This window comes from Atrimonas thermophila (assembly GCF_045864955.1).
Lineage (GTDB): Bacteria > Atribacterota > Atribacteria > Atribacterales > Thermatribacteraceae > Thermatribacter > Thermatribacter velox.
This window is the reverse complement of sequence record NZ_AP028803.1, coordinates 2,204,275-2,225,114: the sequence shown is the minus strand read 5'-3', so window position 1 is coordinate 2,225,114 and position 20,840 is coordinate 2,204,275. Positions and strand designations below refer to the sequence as shown.

At 46.8% G+C, this 20,840-nt stretch carries 23 protein-coding genes, 1 tRNA gene and 1 other RNA gene; 15 read left to right on the top strand and 10 right to left on the bottom strand.

Annotation, left to right across the window (positions count from 1 at the left end; all coding sequences use genetic code 11):
- Window positions 1-53: 53 nt before the first annotated feature.
- Together ffs and ACKTT1_RS11590 are read right to left on the bottom strand one after the other, a co-directional pair.
- An RNA gene (gene ffs / locus ACKTT1_RS11595) (signal recognition particle sRNA large type) lies at window positions 54-317 on the bottom strand.
- 14 nt (window positions 318-331) lie between these two features.
- Window positions 332-427: transfer RNA gene (locus ACKTT1_RS11590), tRNA-Ser, on the bottom strand.
- A gap of 161 nt (window positions 428-588) precedes the next feature.
- Here ACKTT1_RS11590 and ACKTT1_RS11585 point away from each other — a divergent pair.
- Together ACKTT1_RS11585 and ACKTT1_RS11580 are read left to right on the top strand one after the other, a co-directional pair.
- Window positions 589-1,230, top strand: a complete 642-nt coding sequence (locus tag ACKTT1_RS11585) for a redox-sensing transcriptional repressor Rex (RefSeq protein WP_412709685.1) — start codon at window positions 589-591, stop codon at window positions 1,228-1,230.
- A gap of 17 nt (window positions 1,231-1,247) precedes the next feature.
- Entirely contained in the window at window positions 1,248-1,610 is a 363-nt protein-coding gene (locus ACKTT1_RS11580; protein ID WP_412709684.1) for a NusG domain II-containing protein, read from the top strand.
- Here the strand turns inward: ACKTT1_RS11580 and ACKTT1_RS11575 are convergent.
- Window positions 1,607-2,833: an ROK family protein gene (locus ACKTT1_RS11575; RefSeq protein WP_412709683.1), complete on the bottom strand. Its 1,227-nt coding sequence runs from the start codon at window positions 2,831-2,833 to the stop codon at window positions 1,607-1,609. The genes ACKTT1_RS11580 and ACKTT1_RS11575 overlap by 4 nt on opposite strands.
- Window positions 2,834-2,931: 98 nt before the next feature.
- Between ACKTT1_RS11575 and yvcK the strand changes: the two genes are divergently transcribed.
- Window positions 2,932-4,350 carry a uridine diphosphate-N-acetylglucosamine-binding protein YvcK gene (gene yvcK, locus ACKTT1_RS11570; protein ID WP_412709682.1) on the top strand — a complete coding sequence of 473 codons (1,419 nt, stop codon included), beginning with the start codon at window positions 2,932-2,934 and terminating at the stop codon, window positions 4,348-4,350.
- A gap of 8 nt (window positions 4,351-4,358) precedes the next feature.
- Here the strand turns inward: yvcK and ACKTT1_RS11565 are convergent, their stop codons facing one another.
- Genes ACKTT1_RS11565 through ACKTT1_RS11550 form a run of 4 tightly spaced genes read right to left on the bottom strand, consistent with a single transcriptional unit; the run spans window position 4,359 to window position 7,826 of the window.
- Window positions 4,359-5,918, bottom strand: a complete 1,560-nt coding sequence (locus ACKTT1_RS11565) for an L-aspartate oxidase (RefSeq protein ID WP_412709681.1) — start codon at window positions 5,916-5,918, stop codon at window positions 4,359-4,361.
- Window positions 5,915-6,769: a carboxylating nicotinate-nucleotide diphosphorylase gene (gene nadC / locus ACKTT1_RS11560; protein ID WP_369018204.1), complete on the bottom strand. Its 855-nt coding sequence runs from the start codon at window positions 6,767-6,769 to the stop codon at window positions 5,915-5,917. The genes ACKTT1_RS11565 and nadC overlap by 4 nt, the downstream gene beginning before the upstream one ends.
- Window positions 6,766-7,065 carry a hypothetical protein gene (locus tag ACKTT1_RS11555; protein WP_412709680.1) on the bottom strand — a complete coding sequence of 100 codons (300 nt, stop codon included), beginning with the start codon at window positions 7,063-7,065 and terminating at the stop codon, window positions 6,766-6,768. Before ACKTT1_RS11555 ends, nadC begins: the two co-directional genes overlap by 4 nt.
- On the bottom strand, window positions 7,062-7,826 hold the full coding sequence (locus ACKTT1_RS11550; protein ID WP_412709679.1) for a hypothetical protein: 765 nt from the start codon (window positions 7,824-7,826) through the stop codon (window positions 7,062-7,064). The genes ACKTT1_RS11555 and ACKTT1_RS11550 overlap by 4 nt, the downstream gene beginning before the upstream one ends.
- Window positions 7,827-7,963: 137 nt before the next feature.
- Here ACKTT1_RS11550 and ACKTT1_RS11545 point away from each other — a divergent pair, with 137 nt between their 5' ends.
- The 5 genes from ACKTT1_RS11545 to rdgB are packed head-to-tail and all read left to right on the top strand — an operon-like array spanning window position 7,964 to window position 12,097.
- On the top strand, window positions 7,964-8,461 hold the full coding sequence (locus ACKTT1_RS11545) for a single-stranded DNA-binding protein (RefSeq protein ID WP_369018206.1): 498 nt from the start codon (window positions 7,964-7,966) through the stop codon (window positions 8,459-8,461).
- Window positions 8,430-10,070: an N-acetylmuramoyl-L-alanine amidase family protein gene (locus tag ACKTT1_RS11540; protein ID WP_369018207.1), complete on the top strand. Its 1,641-nt coding sequence runs from the start codon at window positions 8,430-8,432 to the stop codon at window positions 10,068-10,070. The genes ACKTT1_RS11545 and ACKTT1_RS11540 overlap by 32 nt, the downstream gene beginning before the upstream one ends.
- Entirely contained in the window at window positions 10,067-10,720 is a 654-nt protein-coding gene (locus tag ACKTT1_RS11535; protein WP_369018208.1) for a GerMN domain-containing protein, read from the top strand. The genes ACKTT1_RS11540 and ACKTT1_RS11535 overlap by 4 nt, the downstream gene beginning before the upstream one ends.
- Window positions 10,721-10,769: 49 nt before the next feature.
- Entirely contained in the window at window positions 10,770-11,495 is a 726-nt protein-coding gene (rph, locus tag ACKTT1_RS11530; protein ID WP_369019443.1) for a ribonuclease PH, read from the top strand.
- Window positions 11,492-12,097, top strand: a complete 606-nt coding sequence (gene rdgB, locus ACKTT1_RS11525) for an RdgB/HAM1 family non-canonical purine NTP pyrophosphatase (RefSeq protein WP_369018209.1) — start codon at window positions 11,492-11,494, stop codon at window positions 12,095-12,097. Before rph ends, rdgB begins: the two co-directional genes overlap by 4 nt.
- Window positions 12,098-12,103: 6 nt before the next feature.
- On the opposite strand, the gene ACKTT1_RS11520 is transcribed toward rdgB, so the two are convergent.
- Window positions 12,104-12,670 carry an O-acetyl-ADP-ribose deacetylase gene (locus ACKTT1_RS11520; protein WP_369018210.1) on the bottom strand — a complete coding sequence of 189 codons (567 nt, stop codon included), beginning with the start codon at window positions 12,668-12,670 and terminating at the stop codon, window positions 12,104-12,106.
- A 162-nt stretch (window positions 12,671-12,832) separates the two neighbouring features.
- Here ACKTT1_RS11520 and ACKTT1_RS11515 point away from each other — a divergent pair, with 162 nt between their 5' ends.
- The 5 genes from ACKTT1_RS11515 to ACKTT1_RS11495 are packed head-to-tail and all read left to right on the top strand — an operon-like array spanning window position 12,833 to window position 17,579.
- Window positions 12,833-14,335, top strand: a complete 1,503-nt coding sequence (locus ACKTT1_RS11515) for a class I adenylate-forming enzyme family protein (protein ID WP_369018211.1) — start codon at window positions 12,833-12,835, stop codon at window positions 14,333-14,335.
- A gap of 54 nt (window positions 14,336-14,389) precedes the next feature.
- Entirely contained in the window at window positions 14,390-14,587 is a 198-nt protein-coding gene (locus tag ACKTT1_RS11510) for a hypothetical protein (protein ID WP_369018212.1), read from the top strand.
- A gap of 12 nt (window positions 14,588-14,599) precedes the next feature.
- Window positions 14,600-15,610 (top strand): 2-hydroxyacyl-CoA dehydratase, encoded by a 1,011-nt coding sequence (locus tag ACKTT1_RS11505; RefSeq protein ID WP_412709678.1) that lies wholly within the window; start codon window positions 14,600-14,602, stop codon window positions 15,608-15,610.
- Window positions 15,567-16,820, top strand: coding sequence for a 2-hydroxyacyl-CoA dehydratase subunit D (locus ACKTT1_RS11500; RefSeq protein ID WP_412709677.1), 1,254 nt, complete (start codon window positions 15,567-15,569; stop codon window positions 16,818-16,820). Before ACKTT1_RS11505 ends, ACKTT1_RS11500 begins: the two co-directional genes overlap by 44 nt.
- Window positions 16,821-16,826: 6 nt before the next feature.
- The gene (locus ACKTT1_RS11495; RefSeq protein ID WP_412709676.1) at window positions 16,827-17,579 is read left to right on the top strand and encodes an acyl-CoA dehydratase activase; all 753 of its coding nucleotides are present in this window, start codon (window positions 16,827-16,829) and stop codon (window positions 17,577-17,579) included.
- A gap of 213 nt (window positions 17,580-17,792) precedes the next feature.
- On the opposite strand, the gene ACKTT1_RS11490 is transcribed toward ACKTT1_RS11495, so the two are convergent.
- Window positions 17,793-18,470: a type II CAAX prenyl endopeptidase Rce1 family protein gene (locus ACKTT1_RS11490; RefSeq protein ID WP_412709675.1), complete on the bottom strand. Its 678-nt coding sequence runs from the start codon at window positions 18,468-18,470 to the stop codon at window positions 17,793-17,795.
- Window positions 18,471-18,629: 159 nt separating this feature from the next.
- Here ACKTT1_RS11490 and ACKTT1_RS11485 point away from each other — a divergent pair, with 159 nt between their 5' ends.
- Window positions 18,630-19,124, top strand: a complete 495-nt coding sequence (locus ACKTT1_RS11485) for a rubrerythrin family protein (protein WP_412710588.1) — start codon at window positions 18,630-18,632, stop codon at window positions 19,122-19,124.
- A 12-nt stretch (window positions 19,125-19,136) separates the two neighbouring features.
- Window positions 19,137-19,532, top strand: coding sequence for a class II SORL domain-containing protein (locus tag ACKTT1_RS11480; RefSeq protein ID WP_412709674.1), 396 nt, complete (start codon window positions 19,137-19,139; stop codon window positions 19,530-19,532).
- Window positions 19,533-19,571: 39 nt separating this feature from the next.
- Here the strand turns inward: ACKTT1_RS11480 and ACKTT1_RS11475 are convergent, their stop codons facing one another.
- The gene (locus ACKTT1_RS11475; protein WP_412709673.1) at window positions 19,572-20,837 is read right to left on the bottom strand and encodes a DUF1576 domain-containing protein; all 1,266 of its coding nucleotides are present in this window, start codon (window positions 20,835-20,837) and stop codon (window positions 19,572-19,574) included.
- Window positions 20,838-20,840: the final 3 nt, after the last annotated feature.

Sequence of the window (20,840 nt, the reverse complement as noted above, 5' to 3'; positions counted from 1 at the left end):
TACACCTCAACCAGAAACTCTACAAAACCCGCTTTTCGACAAACTGCCTCTGACCACGCACCGACACTCGATGACTTTTCTACAGCCGAAATCCGGGCAGGTTGCTCCAGTCAGGCACCCTTGCGGCACCCGAAGAGCCTTGCGTACCGTTGCTCCCTCCCGGGCCTGGCGGGGTTGACAAGGATTCGTTGCGCAAGACCCGACTTTCATCGCCCCTTACCAAGACCTGCGCTACAGAAAAGCACCTTATGCCGGATTCGACCCTGCTATAGCGGATTGCAGGTTACAGGGCACCGCTAACTCCCCATCTAGCGTGGTCAGAGGCATATCTTGGCGGAGAGGGTGGGATTCGAACCCACGAGACAGGCTCAACACCTGCCTACCCGCTCTCCAGGCGGGCGCCTTCGTCCAGCTCAGCCACCTCTCCACAATTATCCGTTTTGTCCCGACCATATTATAAATAGTAGGTATAAATTTTACAAGGAGCTACCTGGTGGGGCTTTTAGGGGAACCAGCTTCTATTAGCTCTGGGACGTTAAAATGTTAAAATAAAAAAGGAATTATTATTTTTGTTGAGGAGGAAAAACATTGAAAAATCTTTCCAAGCGGACAGCGCAACGACTCGTCAGGTGTTATTATTTGGCTCGAGAGGCGCGAGCTCTTGGAGTTGAGTTTATAACCAGCTCTAAAGTGGCTCTTCTTTTGGGGGTGGATGAAACCCAGATTCGCAAGGATATGGCCTCTGTGAACCTGGAGGGTGTTCCCCGCAAAGGGTATCCGGTTGAGGAGATAATCAATAGACTTGAAGAGGTTTTTGGATTAAAGAAAGACCGAAATGCGGTTTTGGTTGGTGCTGGAAACCTGGGCAGGGCATTGCTCAATTATCCGGGTTTCCTGCGCTATGGGGTAAGGATAGTGGGTGCTTTCGATAAAGACCCTCAGAAATACGGTAGAGAAGTCGGAGGGGTTTGGGTTTATCCAGTGGAGGAGCTAAAGGAAAAGGCAAAGACTTTGGAGGCCTGTTTAGGTATTATTGCTGTTCCTCCTCGTGAGGCGCAGGGGGTTGCAGATATACTTGTCGAAGCTGGTGTCGAAGGAATATGGAATTTTTCTCCAGCTCTTATCAGAGTTCCTGCTCACATAGCCCTCAGAAACGAATGTCTGGAAAGTGGTTTGGTAATGCTTCTCCACGAAATGGAAGTGATTAAAAAGTCTTTAGCTGGCAGCTAAAACGGTGGTAGAGATGGGTGAAGATACCTCTTTTTTCTCGTGAGAATCGTTTGTTGTTGATAGCGATAGGCATTGTTTTCCTGGTTCTTTTTTTTCTGAAATATGGTTATTTTGCTGGGAGTATCCAGAGTTACGTCGTTATTATAGAAAGTGCCAGTGGAAAACAAGTCTTGCAGGTTACGCCTGAGCTCAAAAAGGAATTGCGAGTGTCAGGTCCCCTGGGTCAGACGGTGGTTCAAATAGAAGAAGGAAAAGTATGGGTAGCCAGTTCACCTTGTCCAGACAAAACCTGTATGCGAATGGGCAGAATTCCCGACAATGGGGGATTTATTGCCTGTCTACCCAACAAGGTGCTAATTTATCTTGAAAAACGTCCTTAAAATCTCCCTAAATCTCCAGCAATGAAATGGTCCAGAACCAAAGATGCTGCGCCCAACAGGGTAACATCCTCTCCCCACTGGGAATAGTATATTACAGAGCTGGTGTAATCTCGATAAAGAAGTCGTTCTTCGATTACTTGCTGAACAGAGCTTTCTATGAATTCTCTGGCAAGAGCAATTTCTCCTCCGATTACCAGAACCTCAGGGTTGTAAAGATTTAGCAGGTTCACCGCTCCTATGCCTACATATTGGCCCAGAGAAGCAAATATTTCTTTGCAAATCGGGTCGTTGCCTTTGGCTCCTTCAAGCAGGTCTTGAAAAGAAAGAGTGTTTTCTTTTTCCCGCAACCGTTTTTTTAGGAAAGAACTTTTTCCAAGCCAGGCTGCTTCCAGGGCTTTTTCTATCGCGCTTTTGGTGCTGCAGTAAAGTTCCATACAGCCGTAATTTCCACAAACACAGCGAGGACCAAACACGTTTATGCTGGTATGTCCTATCTCCCCAGCTTTTTGATCGGCTCCCTGGTACAGTTTCCCGTCTACCATGATACCTGCCCCAACCGTTTCGCCAACCATGAAATAAATCAGGTTTTTTGCTTCTTTAGCTTTTCCTCCCCAGGTTTCATGAAGACAAGCCGCGTAAGCATTGTTCATCATGAAGATAGGAAGATCATACTCTCTAAGGACGGGTCTTAAATCCAAGTTGCGATGAGCAAGAAAAACGGGATGGGCCAGAATGGTAAAGGACTCTGGATCTACTGGTCCAGGGACGCTGACCCCAATCCCAAGAATTAGGCTGAGAGATTGAGTAGCGTATTCTAAAACGTGAATGAATTCCTTCTGGAGCTCTACCAAGGTCATTTCCGTATTTTCGAGCAAGCTGTAGTTTGAGTCGCGGCGATACAGAATGTTGGGTCCCAGGTCAGTAAGGGCTACTGTGAACCCCTTTTTCTTGAAGCTAATGGCCACCACGTAAAAAGCCTGGTCGTTGAAAGCCAGAAGAATGGGCTTTCTTCCCGCTCTGGTGTCCGAAGTGCCCACTTCAATGAGCAAACCTGCTTTTATCAGGTCGTTCACGATGTTGGTTATGGTGGGTTGGGTTAGACCGGTTATCCGGGCTAACTCTATCCGCGATAAAAACCCTCGCTTTTTGACCAGCCTGAGCACCAGAGAACGGTTTTTGGTCTTAACGTCGCTCAGATTATCGCCGATTTTCTCCTCGGGCAATCCTGGTTCCTCCTTTTTGTTCCTTATACATTATAAAAGAAGGCATTGCACTTAGTAGTATAATATAAGTGTTTTTCAGAGAAAGCTGGAGGTTGAAAATGGATTTCTCCAGACGAAAGTGGAAAAGCATGCTACGCTGGCTCTATCCTGGAATGAAAGTCAAGAGATGGTTAATTATAGCCATTGCAGGTGTTTTACTTATATCCCTGGGTTTGAGCCTGATTCTTTCCGTGCCCTATTTGCGAATCATTTATTATTCCTGGAGAACGCTGGTATACGAACTCATTCGTAGTTACTGGTTAGGAGTTTGTTTCGGGCTGTTTTGGATTGCCGGTGGTATAGCGCTGGTTGTGTATGGATTGCAAAAGATGAATCGTTCTATTATAAGCGCCATCAGGCCCGACACTCACGAAGAGGTCGCTCAAACTATTTTCAGGAAAAGACAGCTGGAGAAGGGCCCCAGCATTGTGGCCATAGGCGGAGGCCATGGTTTGCACACCCTGCTGCACGGAATAAAGGAGTACACTTCTAATGTAACTGCAGTAGTTACCGTGTTTGACGATGGAGGAAGCTCTGGAAAGTTGCGCCAGGAGATGGGCTTGCTGCCTCCGGGTGACATCCGCAACTGTCTGGTAGCTCTGGCTGATTGCGAGCCACTCATGAGGGAGCTGTTTAACCACCGTTTCAGCCATGGCAACAGCCTCAATGGGCACAATTTTGGGAACCTTTTCATAGCCGCACTTACCCAGATAACCGGCGATTTTCAGAAAGCGATCCTGGAATCCAGCCGGGTGCTGGCGGTGCGAGGCAAAGTGTTGCCTACCACACTGGAAAGCGTTGTTCTTAAGGCGGAATGCGATGACGGGGCAATTATTACCGGGGAGTCCAATATTGGACAGTGTGGAAAAAGGATACGAAAGCTTTTCTTAGACCCGCAGGATGTAAAGAGCACGCCAGAAGTTTTGGAAGCCATTGCTAAAGCCGATATGATTGTGCTTGGTCCGGGAAGTCTCTACACCAGCGTACTTTGTAATTTAGCTGTTCGGGAGGTGCGTGAAGCAATCTTGCAATCTCCAGCTCCTCTGGTTTTTGTGTGTAATGTTACTACCCAACCCGGAGAGACTGATGGCTTTACTCTTTCCGACCATCTTGAGGCCCTATTTCAATTCTTGCCGCCTTCCCGAGTTAATTATGTGTTGGTCAATGAGGAAATTCCCCCCGCAGAAGAGCTGGAAAGAATATTAGCTCAGGGCATCAATCCGGTATCCGTTGACCTTGAAGTATTGCCTCCTGGCCTGAAGATAATCAAGTCGCACCTTCTTTCTTCAGAATTTCCTACGCGTCATGATCCTGAAAAACTTGCCCGAGCTTTGGCTCAAATTCTGGTTAAGGAACAGCCTACCTGGAGTTTTTATTTCGCTCTGTATACCCGGGAAGGACTAAAAAGCTTCAAGGTTTCCCACGTGGTTAACGACTTGAGAACTCGTAGGAAACGTGTAGTTTCCTGGAGCGATTAATTTTTTAGTTAGGTTAGTTGGTCGCTTCGGTAGTGAGTTCCTAAAGAAAAAGGATTATCAAGAGCTGCCTTTGCAACCATTAAAGAAACCTCAACCAGGTTTTCTAATTCTTTGAGTGGTTGGGATACGCCAAAGGTTTCAAACAGTTGCAAGACCCGGCATCTGAGCTTCAGGAGTTTTTGCATTGCCTTTCTTAATTCTTTACCATTTCTCAAAAGCCCTACTTTCTTCCACATAATTTCTTGTATTTCATGAGTTAGCTCAGAAAGCAAGGATTCAGGTGGAGCCTCACCTGCTGGGGGCAGGAAAGGAAGTTTGGTGGGCAAACGGGGGGAGGCGGTTTTTTGAGCAAGAATGTCTTTCGTCGCAAGATAGGCAAAGGTAAGTCCATCGAGCAAGCTTACCGAAGCCAAACGATTAGCGCCATGCACCCCACTACAGGCTACTTCGCCCACAGCGTAAAGTCTTTCTATATCAGTTCTGCTTCGGGTATCGATGCGCACACCACCGCAGGCAAAATGGGCTCCAGGAACGACAGGTATGGGCTCTCGAGTGATATCTATACCCTGCTTTAGTGCTTCCTGGTAGATGTAGGGAAAGGTTTCTCGTATTTTTTGGGGTTGCATTTTTCGATAAAGGTCCAGATATACGCATGGCAACCTCTTTTTTTCCATTTCCTGAAAGATAGCTCTGGCTACAATATCCCGTGGAGCCAGACTACCTAAGGGGTGGTACTTTTTCATGAAGGGTTTGCCGTCTGCGTCCACTAATTCCGCACCTTCGCCTCTTACCGCTTCGGAGATGAGGAGAGTGGAAGTTGACCCTGGTTTATATAAAATAGTGGGGTGAAACTGGATAAACTCCATATTAATTAGAGAACAGCCGGCTCTTTTAGCCATTGCAAAGCCATCTCCGGTACACCATTTTCCTCCTGAAGCGTATTTGTATATCTGATTTAAACCCCCTGTGGCAAGAATGGTATAGTCTGCAAAAACTGGAGTTATAACATTGCTTTTTGTGTCCAGGAAATAGCTTCCCAGACAAGAGTTCTTGCCGTAACGCCAGAATATTTCGGGGAGCTGGTTGGAAGTTATGAGCTCCAGAGCAAAAAAATTATTTTTGACTTCTATTTTGGGTTCTTTTTTGAGACGCTGATTAATGGCTTCCTGAATGACCTTGCCAGTGTAGTCTTTAACGTGCAGTATTCTTCTCCTGGAGTGAGCACCTTCCTGGAAGAGTTCCCACTTTCCGTCGCAGCTTCGGTCAAAGGGAATGCCCAGTTCTTTTATCAAAATTTTTTCTACAAGATAAGGTCCTAATTTACAAACCCACCTGGCGCTTTTCTCCCATGAGGAGTAGTTGGAAGCTTCCATAATGTCTTTGAAAAGGAGCGTCCAGTGGTCGTTCTCACCACGAAACACGATTCCTCCCTGGGCTTGAGCAGTGTTTGATTCTTCAAAACTCTCTCCTTTGGTGGTTACCAGCACTCGCCTGCCGCTTTTGGCCAGCAATAGAGCAGCAATACCCCCAGCTATTCCATTGCCGATAACTAAAACATCGTATTTCATGGGTCTAATCTTTCAATGGAGAGGCTTATGTCAATCCAGGTTGCTTGGTGGGTTACATAGCCAGTGGAGATAATGTCGGGACCCAGTTCGGCAATAGAACGTATGCTGGTAGGATCTACTCCGCCGGAGACTTCAACGATTGTTTTGTTTTTGGCCAGACTGATAGCTTTGCGTAGCTCCTCAAGGGGCATGTTATCCAGCATGATTACATCTGCTTTCGCTTCCAGAGCTTCTTCGACTTCCTGCAGGGAGCGACACTCTACTACGATTTTGGCCGTAAAGGGAACAGATGGTCTTATTCTGCGGACGGCTTCTTTTACTGAGCCACATAGTGCTATGTGGTTGTCTTTTATCAGTACGCAATCATAGAGTCCCAGGCGATGATTGGTTCCGCCGCCGCAACGGACTGCATACTTTTCAAAGATGCGCAGTCCAGGGCTGGTCTTGCGGGTATCGGCAACTTTCACGGGGAGGCCTTTTATGGCTTCTACCATCATATGGGTTTTGGTAGCAATACCGCAGAGCCGCTGCAGCAAGTTGAGGGCCACTCTTTCTCCCATTAGGATTCCTCTTGCTTTTCCCCGAAGTTCTATCAGGGTGTCTCCCTTGTGAAAGGCCTTGCCTTCTTCTACCAGGATGGTGTGCTGGATTTCAGGATCCAGTAAAGAAAATATTCTGACTGCGAAAGGACCTCCAGCCATTATTCCATCACTTTTGGCTTTTATGAAGGCTTTCACCGGAAGTAAGGAAAGTTCTCCCAGACCCTGGGTGGTAATGTCATCAAACCCAAGATCTTCCTCAAGGAATGCTTGCAATCTTCGATCGATATCCCAGGGAACAAAGCCTTTCATGATCCGGCTCCTTTCTTTAAGAGGTATTGGTTAAACCTCTGATCTTCCACCACGCCCCAGAGGAGATAGGCGGCAAGGCGTCTTAGTCCTCCTTTTTTTCCAAAGCGATCCCACATGGAGCGGCAGTATTCGAAGAAAAAAATCTGATTGTTGAGAATCTGGATAACTTCTTGCGGCGTTTTGCAATCGGTATATAGAACTCTCTTGCCCATACCTGCTGCCTGAATAATGCGAACGGGGTTGTTGCTCAACACCAACTCTGCTTGCTCCAGCGCTTCGCTGTAAAAACGGGTCAAGTTGATATACTTGGATTGTTTCCATAAATATCCTTCAACAATGTCCCCTTCGAAACTTCGACAATAAAACCAGCCTTTTTTTCAGCGATTTCTTTTGTTTTTTTGGTGGAAACTCCTTTGGGAATTACCAGAAGAAAGTAGTGTTTGTGGGTGTTGGAGCAAAGGACCTCCGTGAGCTCCAGGGCATTAAGGAGCTCTTCTTCAAACTCCTGTGTTTTGGGAAAGAAAGCGAGAATCGGGTTTTTGCCATGAAGAAATTCAAAGCTGGATGGAGGACAGAGATCAACCAGGATATTGCCAACAAAGTAGCTGGGTAGAAGATTCTGCCTGTAATGACGATTCATTCTCTGGTCGTCGGTTAAAATTACCTCGACGCTTTTCGATATCATAAGTTTTTGAAAAAAAGAAATTCTTCGTTCGTTGAGGTCTCGAGAGACCCTAACCCAAATTATTTTTTTGTGAGCGAGAAAGTGAAGCAGAAAAAAATAACTTAGCCGGTTTCCAAAGTAAACCAGCTCTGTTTCTTCAAGCTGTTTTCTGGGTCGCAGATAACGGCGAAACCGTAAATAGAGATTGAGAAATTCAGTCAAACTGGTAAAAGGAGATTTACTTTTCTGCCGATACTCTTTTTCGGAAGAAGAATCCAGAGCAGGATAGATAGTAACCTCTGCTTGGGGATCCAGGTTACGTATTTCTTCCTGGAGTTTCTGGGTCACCTTTTCTTCCAGTGCTTTTTCTGGTATAAAGAAAAAGTGTTTCATCGTCTCCCCCGTGATTTTACGTAGCTATTATATTATAAGAGTTTGGTCAACTTTTCCTGGCAGTGGAACGAAAAAGTTTTCGGTAAGCTTTGAATAAGTTGTAAAATAATAAGAGACCATGATGGGGGTATGTTCAGATGCGTCGAGATATTAATTATTTTTTCGGAATTGGTAATCTGGTGCGTGACCCCGACTTACGCTTTACTCCCCAGGGCACACCAGTTTGTCGTTTCAGCATTGCCATGAATAGGCGTTACCGGGACAAAAACGGTAACTTTGTAGATGATACTACTTTTGTTACTGTAGCTGCCTGGTCCAAGCTCGGAGAGCTCTGTGCCCGTTATCTCTCTAAGGGCTCGAGAGTGGCGGTGGTTGGAGAGTTACGTTCCAGCTCTTGGGAAGACCGCAACGGTGGGAAGCGAGTTAGCTATGAAGTGAGAGCCGAGAACATACAATTCCTAACACCCGTCAAACCTGCGGTGCAGGAAGAAGTTAAAGAAATTCCCGATCTTGGAAGCGATTTTGAAGCGCCTGAGCCTTTTACTTTTGATGCGGCTGATGCCGAGGAAGAAATTCTGGGAGATCTGGAGGATATACCTGTAGATGATCAAGAAGAAGGCATGGCTCCTTTTTAAGAAGCAGCCGCTTTGGATAGTGTTATTCTGGTTATCCCTCTTTTTTTTGTTGCTCAATCCCTGGGCTTGGGGAGCAAAGGTTCAGCTTGAGATAAAAATCGATGGTGAAACGCTGCTTCAAGAAGTTTCTCTGCTTAGCAGAGGGACGCAGAGCCTGGTTGCAGTGGAAGAACTGTTCCCTGAGATAGGAGGGATCAGTTATTATTCCCCCATCATGAAAAAGGTACGCCTGGTGTATAAGGATGCCAGTTGGACTATAGCGCTTGACAAAGGTGAGGCGGTATCAGAAAGCGGCGAGGTTTTGAAGCTGGAACCTAACCAAGTTGTGGTTGTGGATCATACTGTCTATGTGGACACAACCCTTCTTGAACAGTTTTTTGGTTGGCAAGTTGGCTTGCAAGCTCAGGTTGAAGCCCCTTCTTCCGTGACACCATCTCCTCCAGAAGTGCCGAAAACCTCCTCTCTTCCGCAAACGGCTTCGTCCCAAAACTTGTTGGCGGGGGTACGCTTTTATACCCATCGGGATCAGGGAAAAACCAGGGTTACTCTTGATTTCTCAAAAGAACCACCCTTGCATGAGATGCGACAAGCCGAATCCCAGGTTTTTCTTTATCTCGATAACTGCGCCCCTGGCCCAGGCGTGGGCGAACTGATTCGGATTGAGGATGGGCGAGTCCGTGATGTTCGGGTTTATGAGGAAGCAGGAAAAACAGTGGTTCGCGTTTCTCTAGAGAGACCGGTTAAGGTTGTAAAGGGCGTTCTTGGTGGGAACAAGCCGCGTATTTTCCTCGACCTTGTGGATTCGGTAGAAGCGGAGACATCGGTTTCTGAAAATATAAAGCCTGAAGCAGAGCCCAGGGTTGAGGAAAAAGCGCCGGCGACCGAAATACTCCTTCCTGAGGATTTTGTCAATCTCGATGTAGTAGTTATCGACCCGGGTCATGGTGGCAAAGACCCAGGTTGTGTGCAAAATGGTTACCGAGAGAAAGATATTGTGCTTGCTATTTCTCTAAAACTTAAAAAGGTCTTGGAAGAAAAAGGATTCCAGGTGTATCTTACCCGTGACACGGATGTCTACCCCACCCTTTCAGAGCGCATGCAAGTAGCAAACACAAGACGGCCTTTTGCTTTTTTGAGCATTCACTGCAATGCCGCTCCTGTACCTTCGGCCCGGGGAGTGGAAATTTTTGTCGGTGATACTTACTATCGGGGAGAAGGAGCTCAAGAAGTCGCTGCTCGTGAAAACCAGATATTTCAACTGGAAACAAATTTGGACGGAAACGGTAAGTGGGACAAAATGTTCAGTAGTGGTTTTTACCTGAAGAGTCGGGAAGCTGCTGCAGAGCTTGCTCGTTTATTGCTTGGCGGCATAACCAGGAAAACGGGCCAGCTTGATCGAGGTATCAAGACGGCTCCTCTTATTGTACTGAGCGATGTGCTATTCCCTGCCTGTCTTATGGAAGTGGGTTTCTTAAGCAATCCTGCTGAAGCAAAAAACCTGGCTTCCCCGACTTTCCAGGATCGGCTTGTGCAGGGCATAGCGGAGGGAATTGTGGCCTTTCGCAATTCTTCCAAATTAAAGCAGTATGTTTCAGGTAATGGGCAATGAGAAAAGGTAGAAAGCGTTCCAGAAAAAACTTAAGTTTTGTTTTGCAAGCTCTCCTTTATCTTCTCATTGGAGTCGGCTTGTTTTTTGCTGTAGTGTATGGAGGCGAATTGCTTTTCGTTAACAAAAAAGGGGTGGAAAGAAGCGAGGAGAAAGCTACTCCGCGAGTGGTGGTGCCTCTTGAAGAATCTCAGGAATCTCCTCTTTCTCAAGGTAGTGCATCATCTCAGGGAGAAAAAGAGGTGGTTCTCTATTTTACTGACGAAAACTTTATCTATCTTTTTGGAGAAAAAAGGGCGGTTAAAAATGATGCCCATTTTCTCGAGAATGTAGTCGAAGCTTTGCTGAAAGGCCCAGAGACCGAAGGCCTTTACAGCCCTATCCCCAAGGATACCAGACTTAACGCGATATTTGTTGAGGATGGGACTGCTTATGTGGACCTCAGCGAAGAAATGATTTCCGGGCAATCTGGTGGCACCAGTCAGGAGTTTTTGAGTGTTTTTTCTCTGGTGAATACCTTGACCGGGCTGGGAATGGGGATAGAGAGGGTTAAAATCCTGGTTGATGGAGAGGATAAAGATACACTGTGTGGTCATATTGATATTTCGAGACCCTTGGGAAGGGATGAAAAAACCATTGCAAAGATTCAATAGTTTTCAGGAGTTGGGAGCTTATCTGGGCAGAAGAAAGGAAGAACAGGGGATGAGAAAGAACGGTAGAAAAGCAGACGAAATAAGGCCGATTGTGATCCATCAGGGTTACCTCAAATATGCGGAGGGTTCGGTGCTGATAGAAGCAGGTAATAACCGCATCGTGTGTTCAGTGTCTATTGAAGATCGGGTGCCCCCATTCTTAAAAGGCAGTGGTCAGGGATGGATAACCGCTGAATACGCGATGATACCCCGAGCTACCACTACACGGAACATCAGGGATTCGGTGAAAGGGAGAATTGGAGGTAGATCACACGAAATCCAGCGCCTCATTGGCAGGGTCCTGCGAGCTGTGGTTGATTTGAGCAGTCTCGGTGAGAGAACTTTTATGGTGGATTGTGATGTTATTCAGGCAGATGGTGGCACCAGGACACTGGCTATCACTGGTTCTTTTGTAGCCCTGGTTGAAGCTCTCTGGGGGTGTGTTGATCGAGGCATTTTGTCTCGAGGTATAGTGAGGGATTACCTGGGAGCTGTAAGTGTGGGAGTAGTTGAAGGAAGAGAACTGCTGGATCTTGACTTTGAGGAAGACTCCAACGCGGAAGTAGATATGAACGTGGTGATGACAGGGAGTGGCAAGCTGGTAGAAGTTCAGGGGACTGCTGAGCGCAGCCCCTTTGATCGCGAAGCCCTGAACCGCCTGTTGGATCTTGCGGAGAAAGGCATCGGAGAAATTATTGACCTTGAGAAACGCCTTTTTGAACGGGGGTTGCCGTGAAAGACACTCGTGAAGTCTTCCTGGTTACTGGCAACCAGGGCAAACTCCGGGAAGTGAAAGCTATTTTGGCTCCCTTTGGTATCCAGGTGCGTGGTATCGGTGAAGTTGCTCACATTGGTGAAATTGAAGAAACGGGAAAAAGCTATGCCGAAAATGCGCTTTTGAAGGCTCGGCGGGGGTTTGAAGTAGCGGGGAAAATCGTTCTGGCTGAGGATTCAGGTCTGGAAGTTGATTATCTAAAGGGAGCTCCAGGCATATATTCGGCAAGGTTTTACGGGCTTGACAGCGCAGAAGCAAGGAATGCGAAAATTCTCGAACTTTTACAGAACGCACCCCCTGAAGAACGCAAGGCCCGCTTTGTTTGCGTAGTGGCTTTGGTATGGGGAGGTGGGGAACGGCTTTTTGAAGGTGTTTGTGAGGGATTTATAGCGGATAAAGCCTCCGGTAAAGGCGGTTTTGGCTACGATCCCATATTTATCTTCCCCCCTTATCAGAAAACCTTTGCCGAGCTGGGTGAAAACTTTAAAAATCGTTTTAGTCATCGTGCTCTGGCTTTCAGAAAGTGTGCCGAATTTTTGTTGCAAAATGTCTTTGAGGGTTGAGTGCCATCACACCCCAGAGACGCTCAACCCTTTATGTTCTGCTAATCGGCGCAGGGTTTCTGCATACACGCTATAATCAAAAGGAGTATACAGCACAAAGTATACTTCCTGGAGTGGGGAGTCTTTGTGTTCCATAAGATAGTCAAGGACAGTCTCCAGAGCAATCTGAGAGGCCTCTTTTATTGGATAACCATAAGCTCCGGTGCTGATAGAAGGAAAAGAGATAGAACGAAGACCTTTTTGCTCGGCGATTTCCAGGCTTGAAAGATAGGCACTTTTGAGAAGCTCTGCTTCACCATGAGTTCCTCCTCGGTATACCGGTCCTACTGCGTGGATAACGTATTTTGCTTTCAGATTGCCGCCTGAGGTAATCACTGCTTTTCCAGTAGGGCACCCCCCTATTTTGCGGCATTCCTCGGCGATTTTTGGACCGCCAGCGCGGTGAATAGCACCGTCCACGCCACCTCCTCCAGCGAGACGGGAATTGGCGGCATTTACAATGGCATCCGTTTCTTGTTTGGTTATATCTCCTTGCACAAGAATGAGCTTTTTCTGGTTGACGGTAACCTCCAAAGCACATCCCTCCCTGAGCAGAAGACAAATGCAAACCCTAAAGACCCTGTTTCTTTCATTTTAGGCCTTTGACCTTCCTTTATCAAGGGGTCGCCGTTGTGGTGGCGGGGAAGTTTTGGGCTTTTATGTGCTGTGGTAGAATAGAAAAAACTTGCAAGGACGGTGGGAGCTTTGCTCGAGACCATACCACAGCGTATAAAGAGAGTAGCCAGAGAATACAGGGATAAAATAGCAGTCTCTCAGGGCGACTTTACTCTTAGGTACTCTGAACTTGTTGGAGAAATTGAGCAGGTAGCCAGAGAGCTTGATAGGGCGGGCGTTAAAAGTGGTTCGAGGGTGTTGCTGGTTTTGCCGAACAACTGGTTTGCACTGCGGCTCATTCTGGCTTGTTTTGAGCTGGGTGTTGTACCACTTCCAGTTTCTCCACGCTATCCAGAGCATTTTATAGAAAAGATTTTCAGTCTTGCTGATGCCAGTCTAATTATTACCTGGAAGGAAAAGGTGCTTGCTGAAAATCTGCCTCAGGCCTTGCTTGAGGAGAATGGCAACCTTATTTTTCGGAGTAAACCACTTTCCTTCAGAGAACAGTTCCCTGCTCTGGAAAGTCCGGTTGCTGCTCTTTTTGCCACTTCAGGCACTTCGGGCATTCCCAAACTGGTTATGTTGACTCACCACAACATTCTTTCAGACATCGATAGTTGCTTTGACCTTGTAGATATCTCTCCTGAGGACAGAATGCTGGGTGTTCTTCCCATGTTTCATGTGTTTGGTTTCTCGATTGCTTATCTTTTGCCTCTGGTCAAGGGCATGATGCTGACCATCGTGCCCTCACTTTATCCTCTGGATGGCTTGCTTGAGTCATTGAAGCACTATCAGTCCACGGTATTTCTGGGCGTGCCTGCTCTTTTCTCGATACTTGCTGGGGCCAGGGCTCGTCAGAAATTTGACCTTCACCCCCTGCGTCTTTTAATCTGTGGTGGTGATGCACTCCCTTCCCGGGTTCGAGAAAATTTTGAGAATGCTTTTGGTCTCAAAATTATAGAGGGCTACGGGATTACTGAGGCTTCTCCGGTAGTTTCTGTTAATCCTTCTCCTGAGGTACGAATTCCGGGCTCTGCAGGTCTGGTTATTGATGCAATTCATCTGCGCATCGTTGATGAAGAAGGGAACGAGGTTGCTCCTGGGGAAGTTGGCGAAATTGTACTTTCTGGAGACCCTATTTCTCCCGGCTATTTTCGCAATCCGGAAGAGAATGCCCGTTCTTTTCGTGGTGGATGGTTCTATACCGGTGATTTGGGCAAAAAAGACGAAAAGGGCATTTTATACATTGAGGGGAGAAAGAAGGAATTGATCATTGTATCTGGTTTCAACGTTTATCCGCGGGAAGTTGAAGAAGTAATAATGGAATTTCCGGGCGTTGCCCAGTCAGCAGTTATAGGCGTAAAACGAGATGTACGAGGCGAGTTGATTAAAGCCTATGTCGTACCTGCTGAGGGTGCTACTTTGGAGCCCCTGCAAATTGTTCGTTTTTGCAAGCAAAGACTGCCCCACTATAAAGTGCCACGCATTGTGGAAATCGTTAAAGAACTCCCCCAAACGGTTACCGGGAAAATCATGAAATATGCCATTAAGTCCTCAGGTGCTGAAGTTGAAGTTAAGGAGTAAGCTTGGAATTAAAGACTGTCAAAGCTATCAAAATTTTTCCTGGGGTGCGGTAAATTGATACGCGTTATCTCTGCAGCATTGATTTTTTTGGTTCTGATTTTACTTTCCTTTTTGCTCTTCCCCCTGGTACTGGGTTTTCTGGTGGCTCTGGCTCTTTTTGTAGTGGGTGTTCTGTTGGGTGGGGTGTTTTTAATCATTTTGACCATACTGGGTTGTCTGAGTTTTCTATGGTGGGTATTTATCTTTCTTTGAGGGTGAGCGTTGGTGCGGGTAGGCTTTTTTTGTCGTTATGTTCCTTTTGAGTTGATTCTGGCTTGTGGGGGAGAACCCCTTCAGATGCAATTGAGAGGGCCTGAATTAAGAGGAGATGCTTCTTATTTCCCGGTACCGTTTTGTGCTACAGCTAAGTTTTTCGTTGACTGGCTACAAAGCACCGGTCGCGATAGCCTGGATGTTGTAGTTTTTGCGGGAAGTTGTGATGCTGCTCGCAGATTATATGAAGTTTCACAACGTCTTTTTGCCGATAAAATACCCCTTTTTTTACTGGAAGTTCCCCATCATGTAGACAAGATGACCCTGGCTCGCTTTGCAGAGAATTTGCGTCTTCTGGCCTTCAATTTGGGTAATTTGTCGGGGATTACGCCTCTTGCTGTGGCAGAACGATTGCTGGAGATAACGCTTTCTTCCCTCAAGTGGCGTTCGAGGTGGAGCGAACTGTTTTTCAAGGGTTCTGTTTACGGAGATACTTTAAGAAAATTGAATTTCCTGGATTTGCCCTTTGCTGATGCACCACCAGGTGTCAGAACAGGCATTCCTATTCTCCTTTCTGGGGGCCATATTTTTATACAGGAAGTAACCACCCTGCTTGAAGAATCTGGTTTTTTGGTTTTTGAGGATTCGCCTTATGCGATGCGCAAAGTTTTGAGTGAGGACCTTAGGAAGCTGGATGTAGCAGCTGAAAGGGACCCTTTTCTGGCTCTTTCCGAGTTGTATTTGCGGTCTTTGCTTCCCTGCCCCCGAGTAAATGATCTGCGAAGGTTGGACATGTTGAAAAAGGTTATAACTTCCCTGGGAATTTTAGGGATAGTATATTTTTATCCCAAGTTTTGTGATTTTTCGCTTTATGAGTTGCCGTTCCTTAAAAAGGAGCTTTCTCTGCCCTTGCTTGCCATTGATTACGACACTTCACAGGAAGAAGCGCCTCGCTGGCGAATACGAATCGAAGCTTTTTATGAATCTCTTTCTGGCCATGCCTGGAAAAGACCTGCTTCTTAAAACTGCTGGGTATTTTTTGCAATGGAGATACCCTTTCCGCTTGCTAAAAATTTACGAGAAATGGCTGGCCAAAAGATGGCCGGTTCCCAATCTTGCTCAATTTTCGTACACAACCACTATAAGGGAGATACGGGAGCTTTATGGCCAGGAGAAGCCCGTGATATGGGCGAGTTTCTTTTTCCCCAGTGAATTTATTCACGCTGCTTCCTGCAAGGCTTTTTATCCAGAAATTGCGGGAGGATTAATTGCTGCCTTAGGTCTTGCACATTACCCTTTCCGGGAAGCTGACCAAAACTGGTTCTCCCGAGACTTATGTAGCTATCACCGTCTGGCAGTAGGGATGAGCTTACTACGCTTTTTCCCCAGGCCAGCTGCCCTACTTGCCACAACGGGTATTTGTCAGGGAACGGTTGGCTTTTTCAAATGGCTTTCTCTCATCTGGAAGGTACCCTGTTATATAGTCGACGTTCCTTTGCAAAACAGCAAGGATGCAGTGCTCTATGTTGCAAGACAACTCGAGGAGATAGCCTCTTCTCTTTCCCGGAGGCTAAGGATTACCTTTGCCTGGGAAGACGTTTTTCATCTTTCCCGAAAAACTGGGGAATTAATTGAAGAGCTGGAAGCGAAAAGGCGCAAGAAAGAGATTTCTTTCTCTCCACCAACAAAAAATCTGGAATATCTGCCCTACTATTACCAGTTTATGGGCAGCGAGACAGCGCTTGCTTTTTTTGAAAAGCTTTTGCGAGAAAGCAAGGGGGCTAATAAGTCTTCCTGTGCTGGTAAGGCCGGGGTCATCTGGCTTCACCTCAAACCTTACTTCATTAATCAAAGCCTTGATTCTCTTCTTGAAGAATTTGGTTTCGAGGTTTTATTTGAGGAATTTGCTGATGTGTATAAGGGTGAGTATAATGTGGAACGACCTTTTGAGACCCTGGCCAGAAAGGTTTTACATAGTCTGCGCTTTATGCGGGCTGATTTGCGGATAAAGCGCACCCTGGCTTGGCTGAAAGGCTATGGCGCGCAGGGTGTTATTCACTGTAACCAGTGGGGTTGTCGGCAGAGCCAAGGCATGGAATTTCTTCTGCGCAGGTCTCTGAATGCTGCTGGATATCCAGTACTTTTTCTGGATGGAGACCATTTGGACCGAAATTACTTTTCCTTAGAACAATTAAAGACCCGCTTACAGGCTTTTCGGGAAATGCTGGGGTGATGCACAATGGTTCTGGGAATTGATGTTGGTTCAAGAACTACCAAGGTGGTGCTTTGGGATGGTAAGAGCATTCTTGGCTTCCGTATAGAGCCCACCGGAGCCAACATGAAAGAAAAAGCTTCTCGAATGATAGAGGCGATTTTAAAAGACTGCGGTTTGGGCTCTGGTAAAGTGGATAAGATGGTGGCTACCGGTTATGGCAGACAGCAGGTTGATGCTGCAAAAAAGGTGAGTGAGATTTCCTGTCAGGCAAAGGCCATCCATTTTTTGTTTCCCAAGGTAAGGACGGTTATTGACATAGGAGGTCAGGACAGTAAAGTCATCTTACTTGGTCCAGAAGGCAAAGTGCTTGACTTTATCATGAATGATAAGTGTGCGGCAGGGACGGGTAGGTTTTTGGAAATGATGGCCGGGGTACTGGAGATAGCGCTCGAGGACTACGGCGCGCTTTTCAATCTCGCTACTGAAGAAGTCAGCCTTTCTTCCACTTGTGCGGTGTTTGCTGAATCGGAATTGATTAGTCTGATGGCTGGTGGGAAGAGGCGCGAAAGCTTAGCCCGGGCAGTTTGTTTTTCGGTAGCAGAACGGACTGTTTCGCTGATAGAACGTGTAGGGGGCCAGCCTCCTTTCGTTTTTACTGGAGGAGTAGCTAAAAATCGGGGCGTACTGCAAGCTCTGGAGAAAAAGTTAAAGACTTCTTTGCTGGTGCCCCCTTACCCTCAGATAACAGCTGCTTTGGGAGCCTGTCTTTTGGGATAGAATGGTGGATGAATTCAGAGTTGCGACGTGCAAAGTTACTTGCAAATCTGGTTCTTGCATCTTTTTTCCAGTGTAAGTTTTTGGAAGGCAAAGGTATTGTTTTTTGAAAGCGTTAGTTCTAAAATAAAAATAAACCGGGCAAGGAGACCTTGGTCGTGATGACCACTTGTAGAGGGGAAAAGGTTTTTGTCTCTCTCTGCCCGGTTTTCCCTTTTAAAAGGCCAGACAGAAAAAGTCGAGAAGCACTGCAGTACCAAAGTGAAGCAAAAAGACTGGAATAAAACTCCCTGCTTCCAGGGCCAGTATTCCCATACCTAATCCTCCCAGGATGGAAAGCAAGTATTCGGGTTTGCCCCGGTGAAGGAGGGTAAAAATGACAAGCTGAATGAGCAAGGCGTACTTCCCAAACTTTTTCTGCAAGCCAAAAAGTAGGTACCCCCGGCACAAGAATTCCCAGCTAAACATGTTGAGTGCCACCAATGTTTCGTATTTGAGAAGTGCCAGGGCGTCAGTCCTGGCAGCGCGCAGGGCGGGATAGTAATTGCGGTACACTGGGTTTCTGGATACCCAGAGTGCCCACAGAATGCCAATTGTCAAAAAGAGCAAAAACCACTTAACCCAACCTGTCTCCCTTTTAGGTTTGAAGCCCAGCTCAGAAGTTGGAAGGTGCAGGTAAAAGAAGTTGATGGAAAAAGGCACTGCAAAAAACCATAATGCTCCGGAAAGAAACACATTTAGGGTGGCTTCTTCTCCTTTAAAAATATAAAACCAGCGGTTTTGCAAGGAGAGGTCATATAAAACCACACTGAGAATTGAGGAAACAATGATCATGCTTTCTTTTTGTAACAGAAACACCAGGTATTCTCTTATCTTTTTAAACACATCGTTCACAGCAGGCACCCCTGTACCATTTTACGCTGCTTCAGTGTAGAAAGCCAGCTTTAGAATGCGCAGAAGTGTTCTTTTTGGGAATAAGGGATTTTGCAGTGGGTTTTACTTACACAAAAGCTACTTGTGGAGGTGGTTGAGTTGGCCGAAGCAAAACATGCCATGACTCGTAGAAACCTCGAGGATGCTTATTCCGGAGAATCGCAGGCTCATATGCGCTATCTAATTTTTGCAGAGGTAGCTGAAAAAGAAGGGAAACCCAACATTGCCCGTCTCTTCCGGGCTATTGCCTTTGCAGAACAAGTGCATGCTACCAATCATTATCGTGTGCTGGGTAAAATAGGTTCCACTACCGACAATTTGGATATGGCCATTGCTGGCGAAACCTTTGAAGTGGAGGAGATGTATCCCGTTTATAACAACGCGGCAAGTTTCCAGGGTGAGAAGGAGGCAGAAAGAAGCACACATTACGCTCTGGAGGCTGAAAAGATTCATGCCAAAATGTATACGCAGGCGAAAGAAGCAGCGTTACAGGGCAAAGACCTGGAAATTGGCACCGTTTATATTTGCCCAGTTTGCGGTTACACTGTGGAGGGTAGCGCTCCTGACCACTGCCCAGTGTGTGGGGCGCCCAAAAGCCAGTTTAAAGCTTTTTAAGGGGGAATGGCAATGAGCACTATTGGCGAATTGTTTCAGAGTGCAGATTGGAAAGCAGAAAAGCATGTCCCGGTTATTGATGGTCCTCAGGAAGTTAAAGCGGGAGAAGTTGCTCAGTTTGAAGTAACAGTGGGAAAAGAAATTCCTCATCCCAACACCACCGAGCATCACATTCGCTGGATTGAGGTCTTCTTTTTGCCCCAGGGAGCAAAGTTTCCCTTTGCGGTAGCCAGATTTGACTTTGAAGCCCATGGGGAGTCCACAGAAGGGCCTAACAAGGGTGCGGCATATACGGAGCCAAGGGTAAGCTTTTCCTTAAAACTGAACCAGTCTGGTACGCTTTTTGCAAGTTCCTACTGCAACATTCATGGTTTGTGGCAGAGTTCTAAAGAGGTAACCGCGAATTAGCGATTTGGGGCCGGTGGATAGCCGGCCCCAATTTTTGTTTTACAGGACGTGGTCGTCAGAAAAGGGGACAGAGAAAGAAACTTTTTTGATTCTCTTCACTTCCTGAGCTATGCCGGCAATTATAATGGCCACAAAACCTGCAGCAAAGCCATTGTTGTAAAGGTTTATTCCCCCGTGTAGCCATCCAATGTTCATCACTACACATAGGTGCAGAAAGCCACAAACCATGCCTACCAGCATTCCGAACTCTCCTGCAATGGGCGCCAAGGCTGAACCAAAGAGTGCTGCCAGCAGTGGCCCTGGCTGGTCGGCTTGCCAGTGGGTTATCAGTGTTCCCAGAAAAACCCCAAGTATTATGGGCAGAGCGTTACGAGGGTGCTTGCCGTAAGCCGCAAATCCCACTATGGTTAGTATGCCCCCCAGCGTGGGTCCATTTATTGGCGCCTTAAGGAGCGCAAGGTAGGCAAGAGCCATTAAACCGCTCCAGCCCATGTTGATGAGTGTACCGCCTCTTGAAAACGAAAAATAGTCGGAAGGTGCTTTACCGGTGGAAAGCAAGATTTCTTTCCACCTTCGCCAGGCTTTACGCTCACTAAGAGTGCCAATCAGAATGAGCGAGACAAGGAAAAGAAGCAAGATTATACTCGGGTTAACGCTTTTGTTTTCAGTCCAGACGGTGAGCAGGTCTATTGGCCGACCCATTCCCTGGATTACGGAGGCAACCACTGCTCCGGCGATTCCTGCAGCGAAACCAGTGCTGTAAAGGTTATATCCAAGGTGCAAAAAGTGAAGATGTCTGGCTAAAGCCGGAACTACGAGGCCTACCATAACACCTACCAGAATGGCTACCTCAAACCTCACATGCCAGTCGAAAATGAGCAAGCTGACCACCGGAGAAAGTGCGGTGGTGAACATGGACACAGCAACCGATTCTGAAAAATGCCTTTTGGAGAGAAGAGAAAAAAGGTAACAACCAAGCAAAATGGGAAGCGTGTTAAGCGGGTTTTTGCCAAAAAAGGCGAAGCCAATCATGGTGCACCAGGCAGCAATGTGCTCTCCCCGCAGCCGGGGCACGAATTTCCAGAGAAGCACCCACCCTATTGCGCCCACAAGGTATGCATTTAGTAATGCTGCTCCTGTACCTCCGATTCCAAAGTAATCACTGACCAGGATGCCCGGGTGGGCGAGTATGCGAAGAAAACCCACCAGCAACTTGGGTGGGCTTTCTTCGTGCAGCGCCAGAAAAGGAAGTACGTTGAGATAAAGAAAAAGTATCCATATTTCCTGGTTTTTGCGATTTAACATTTT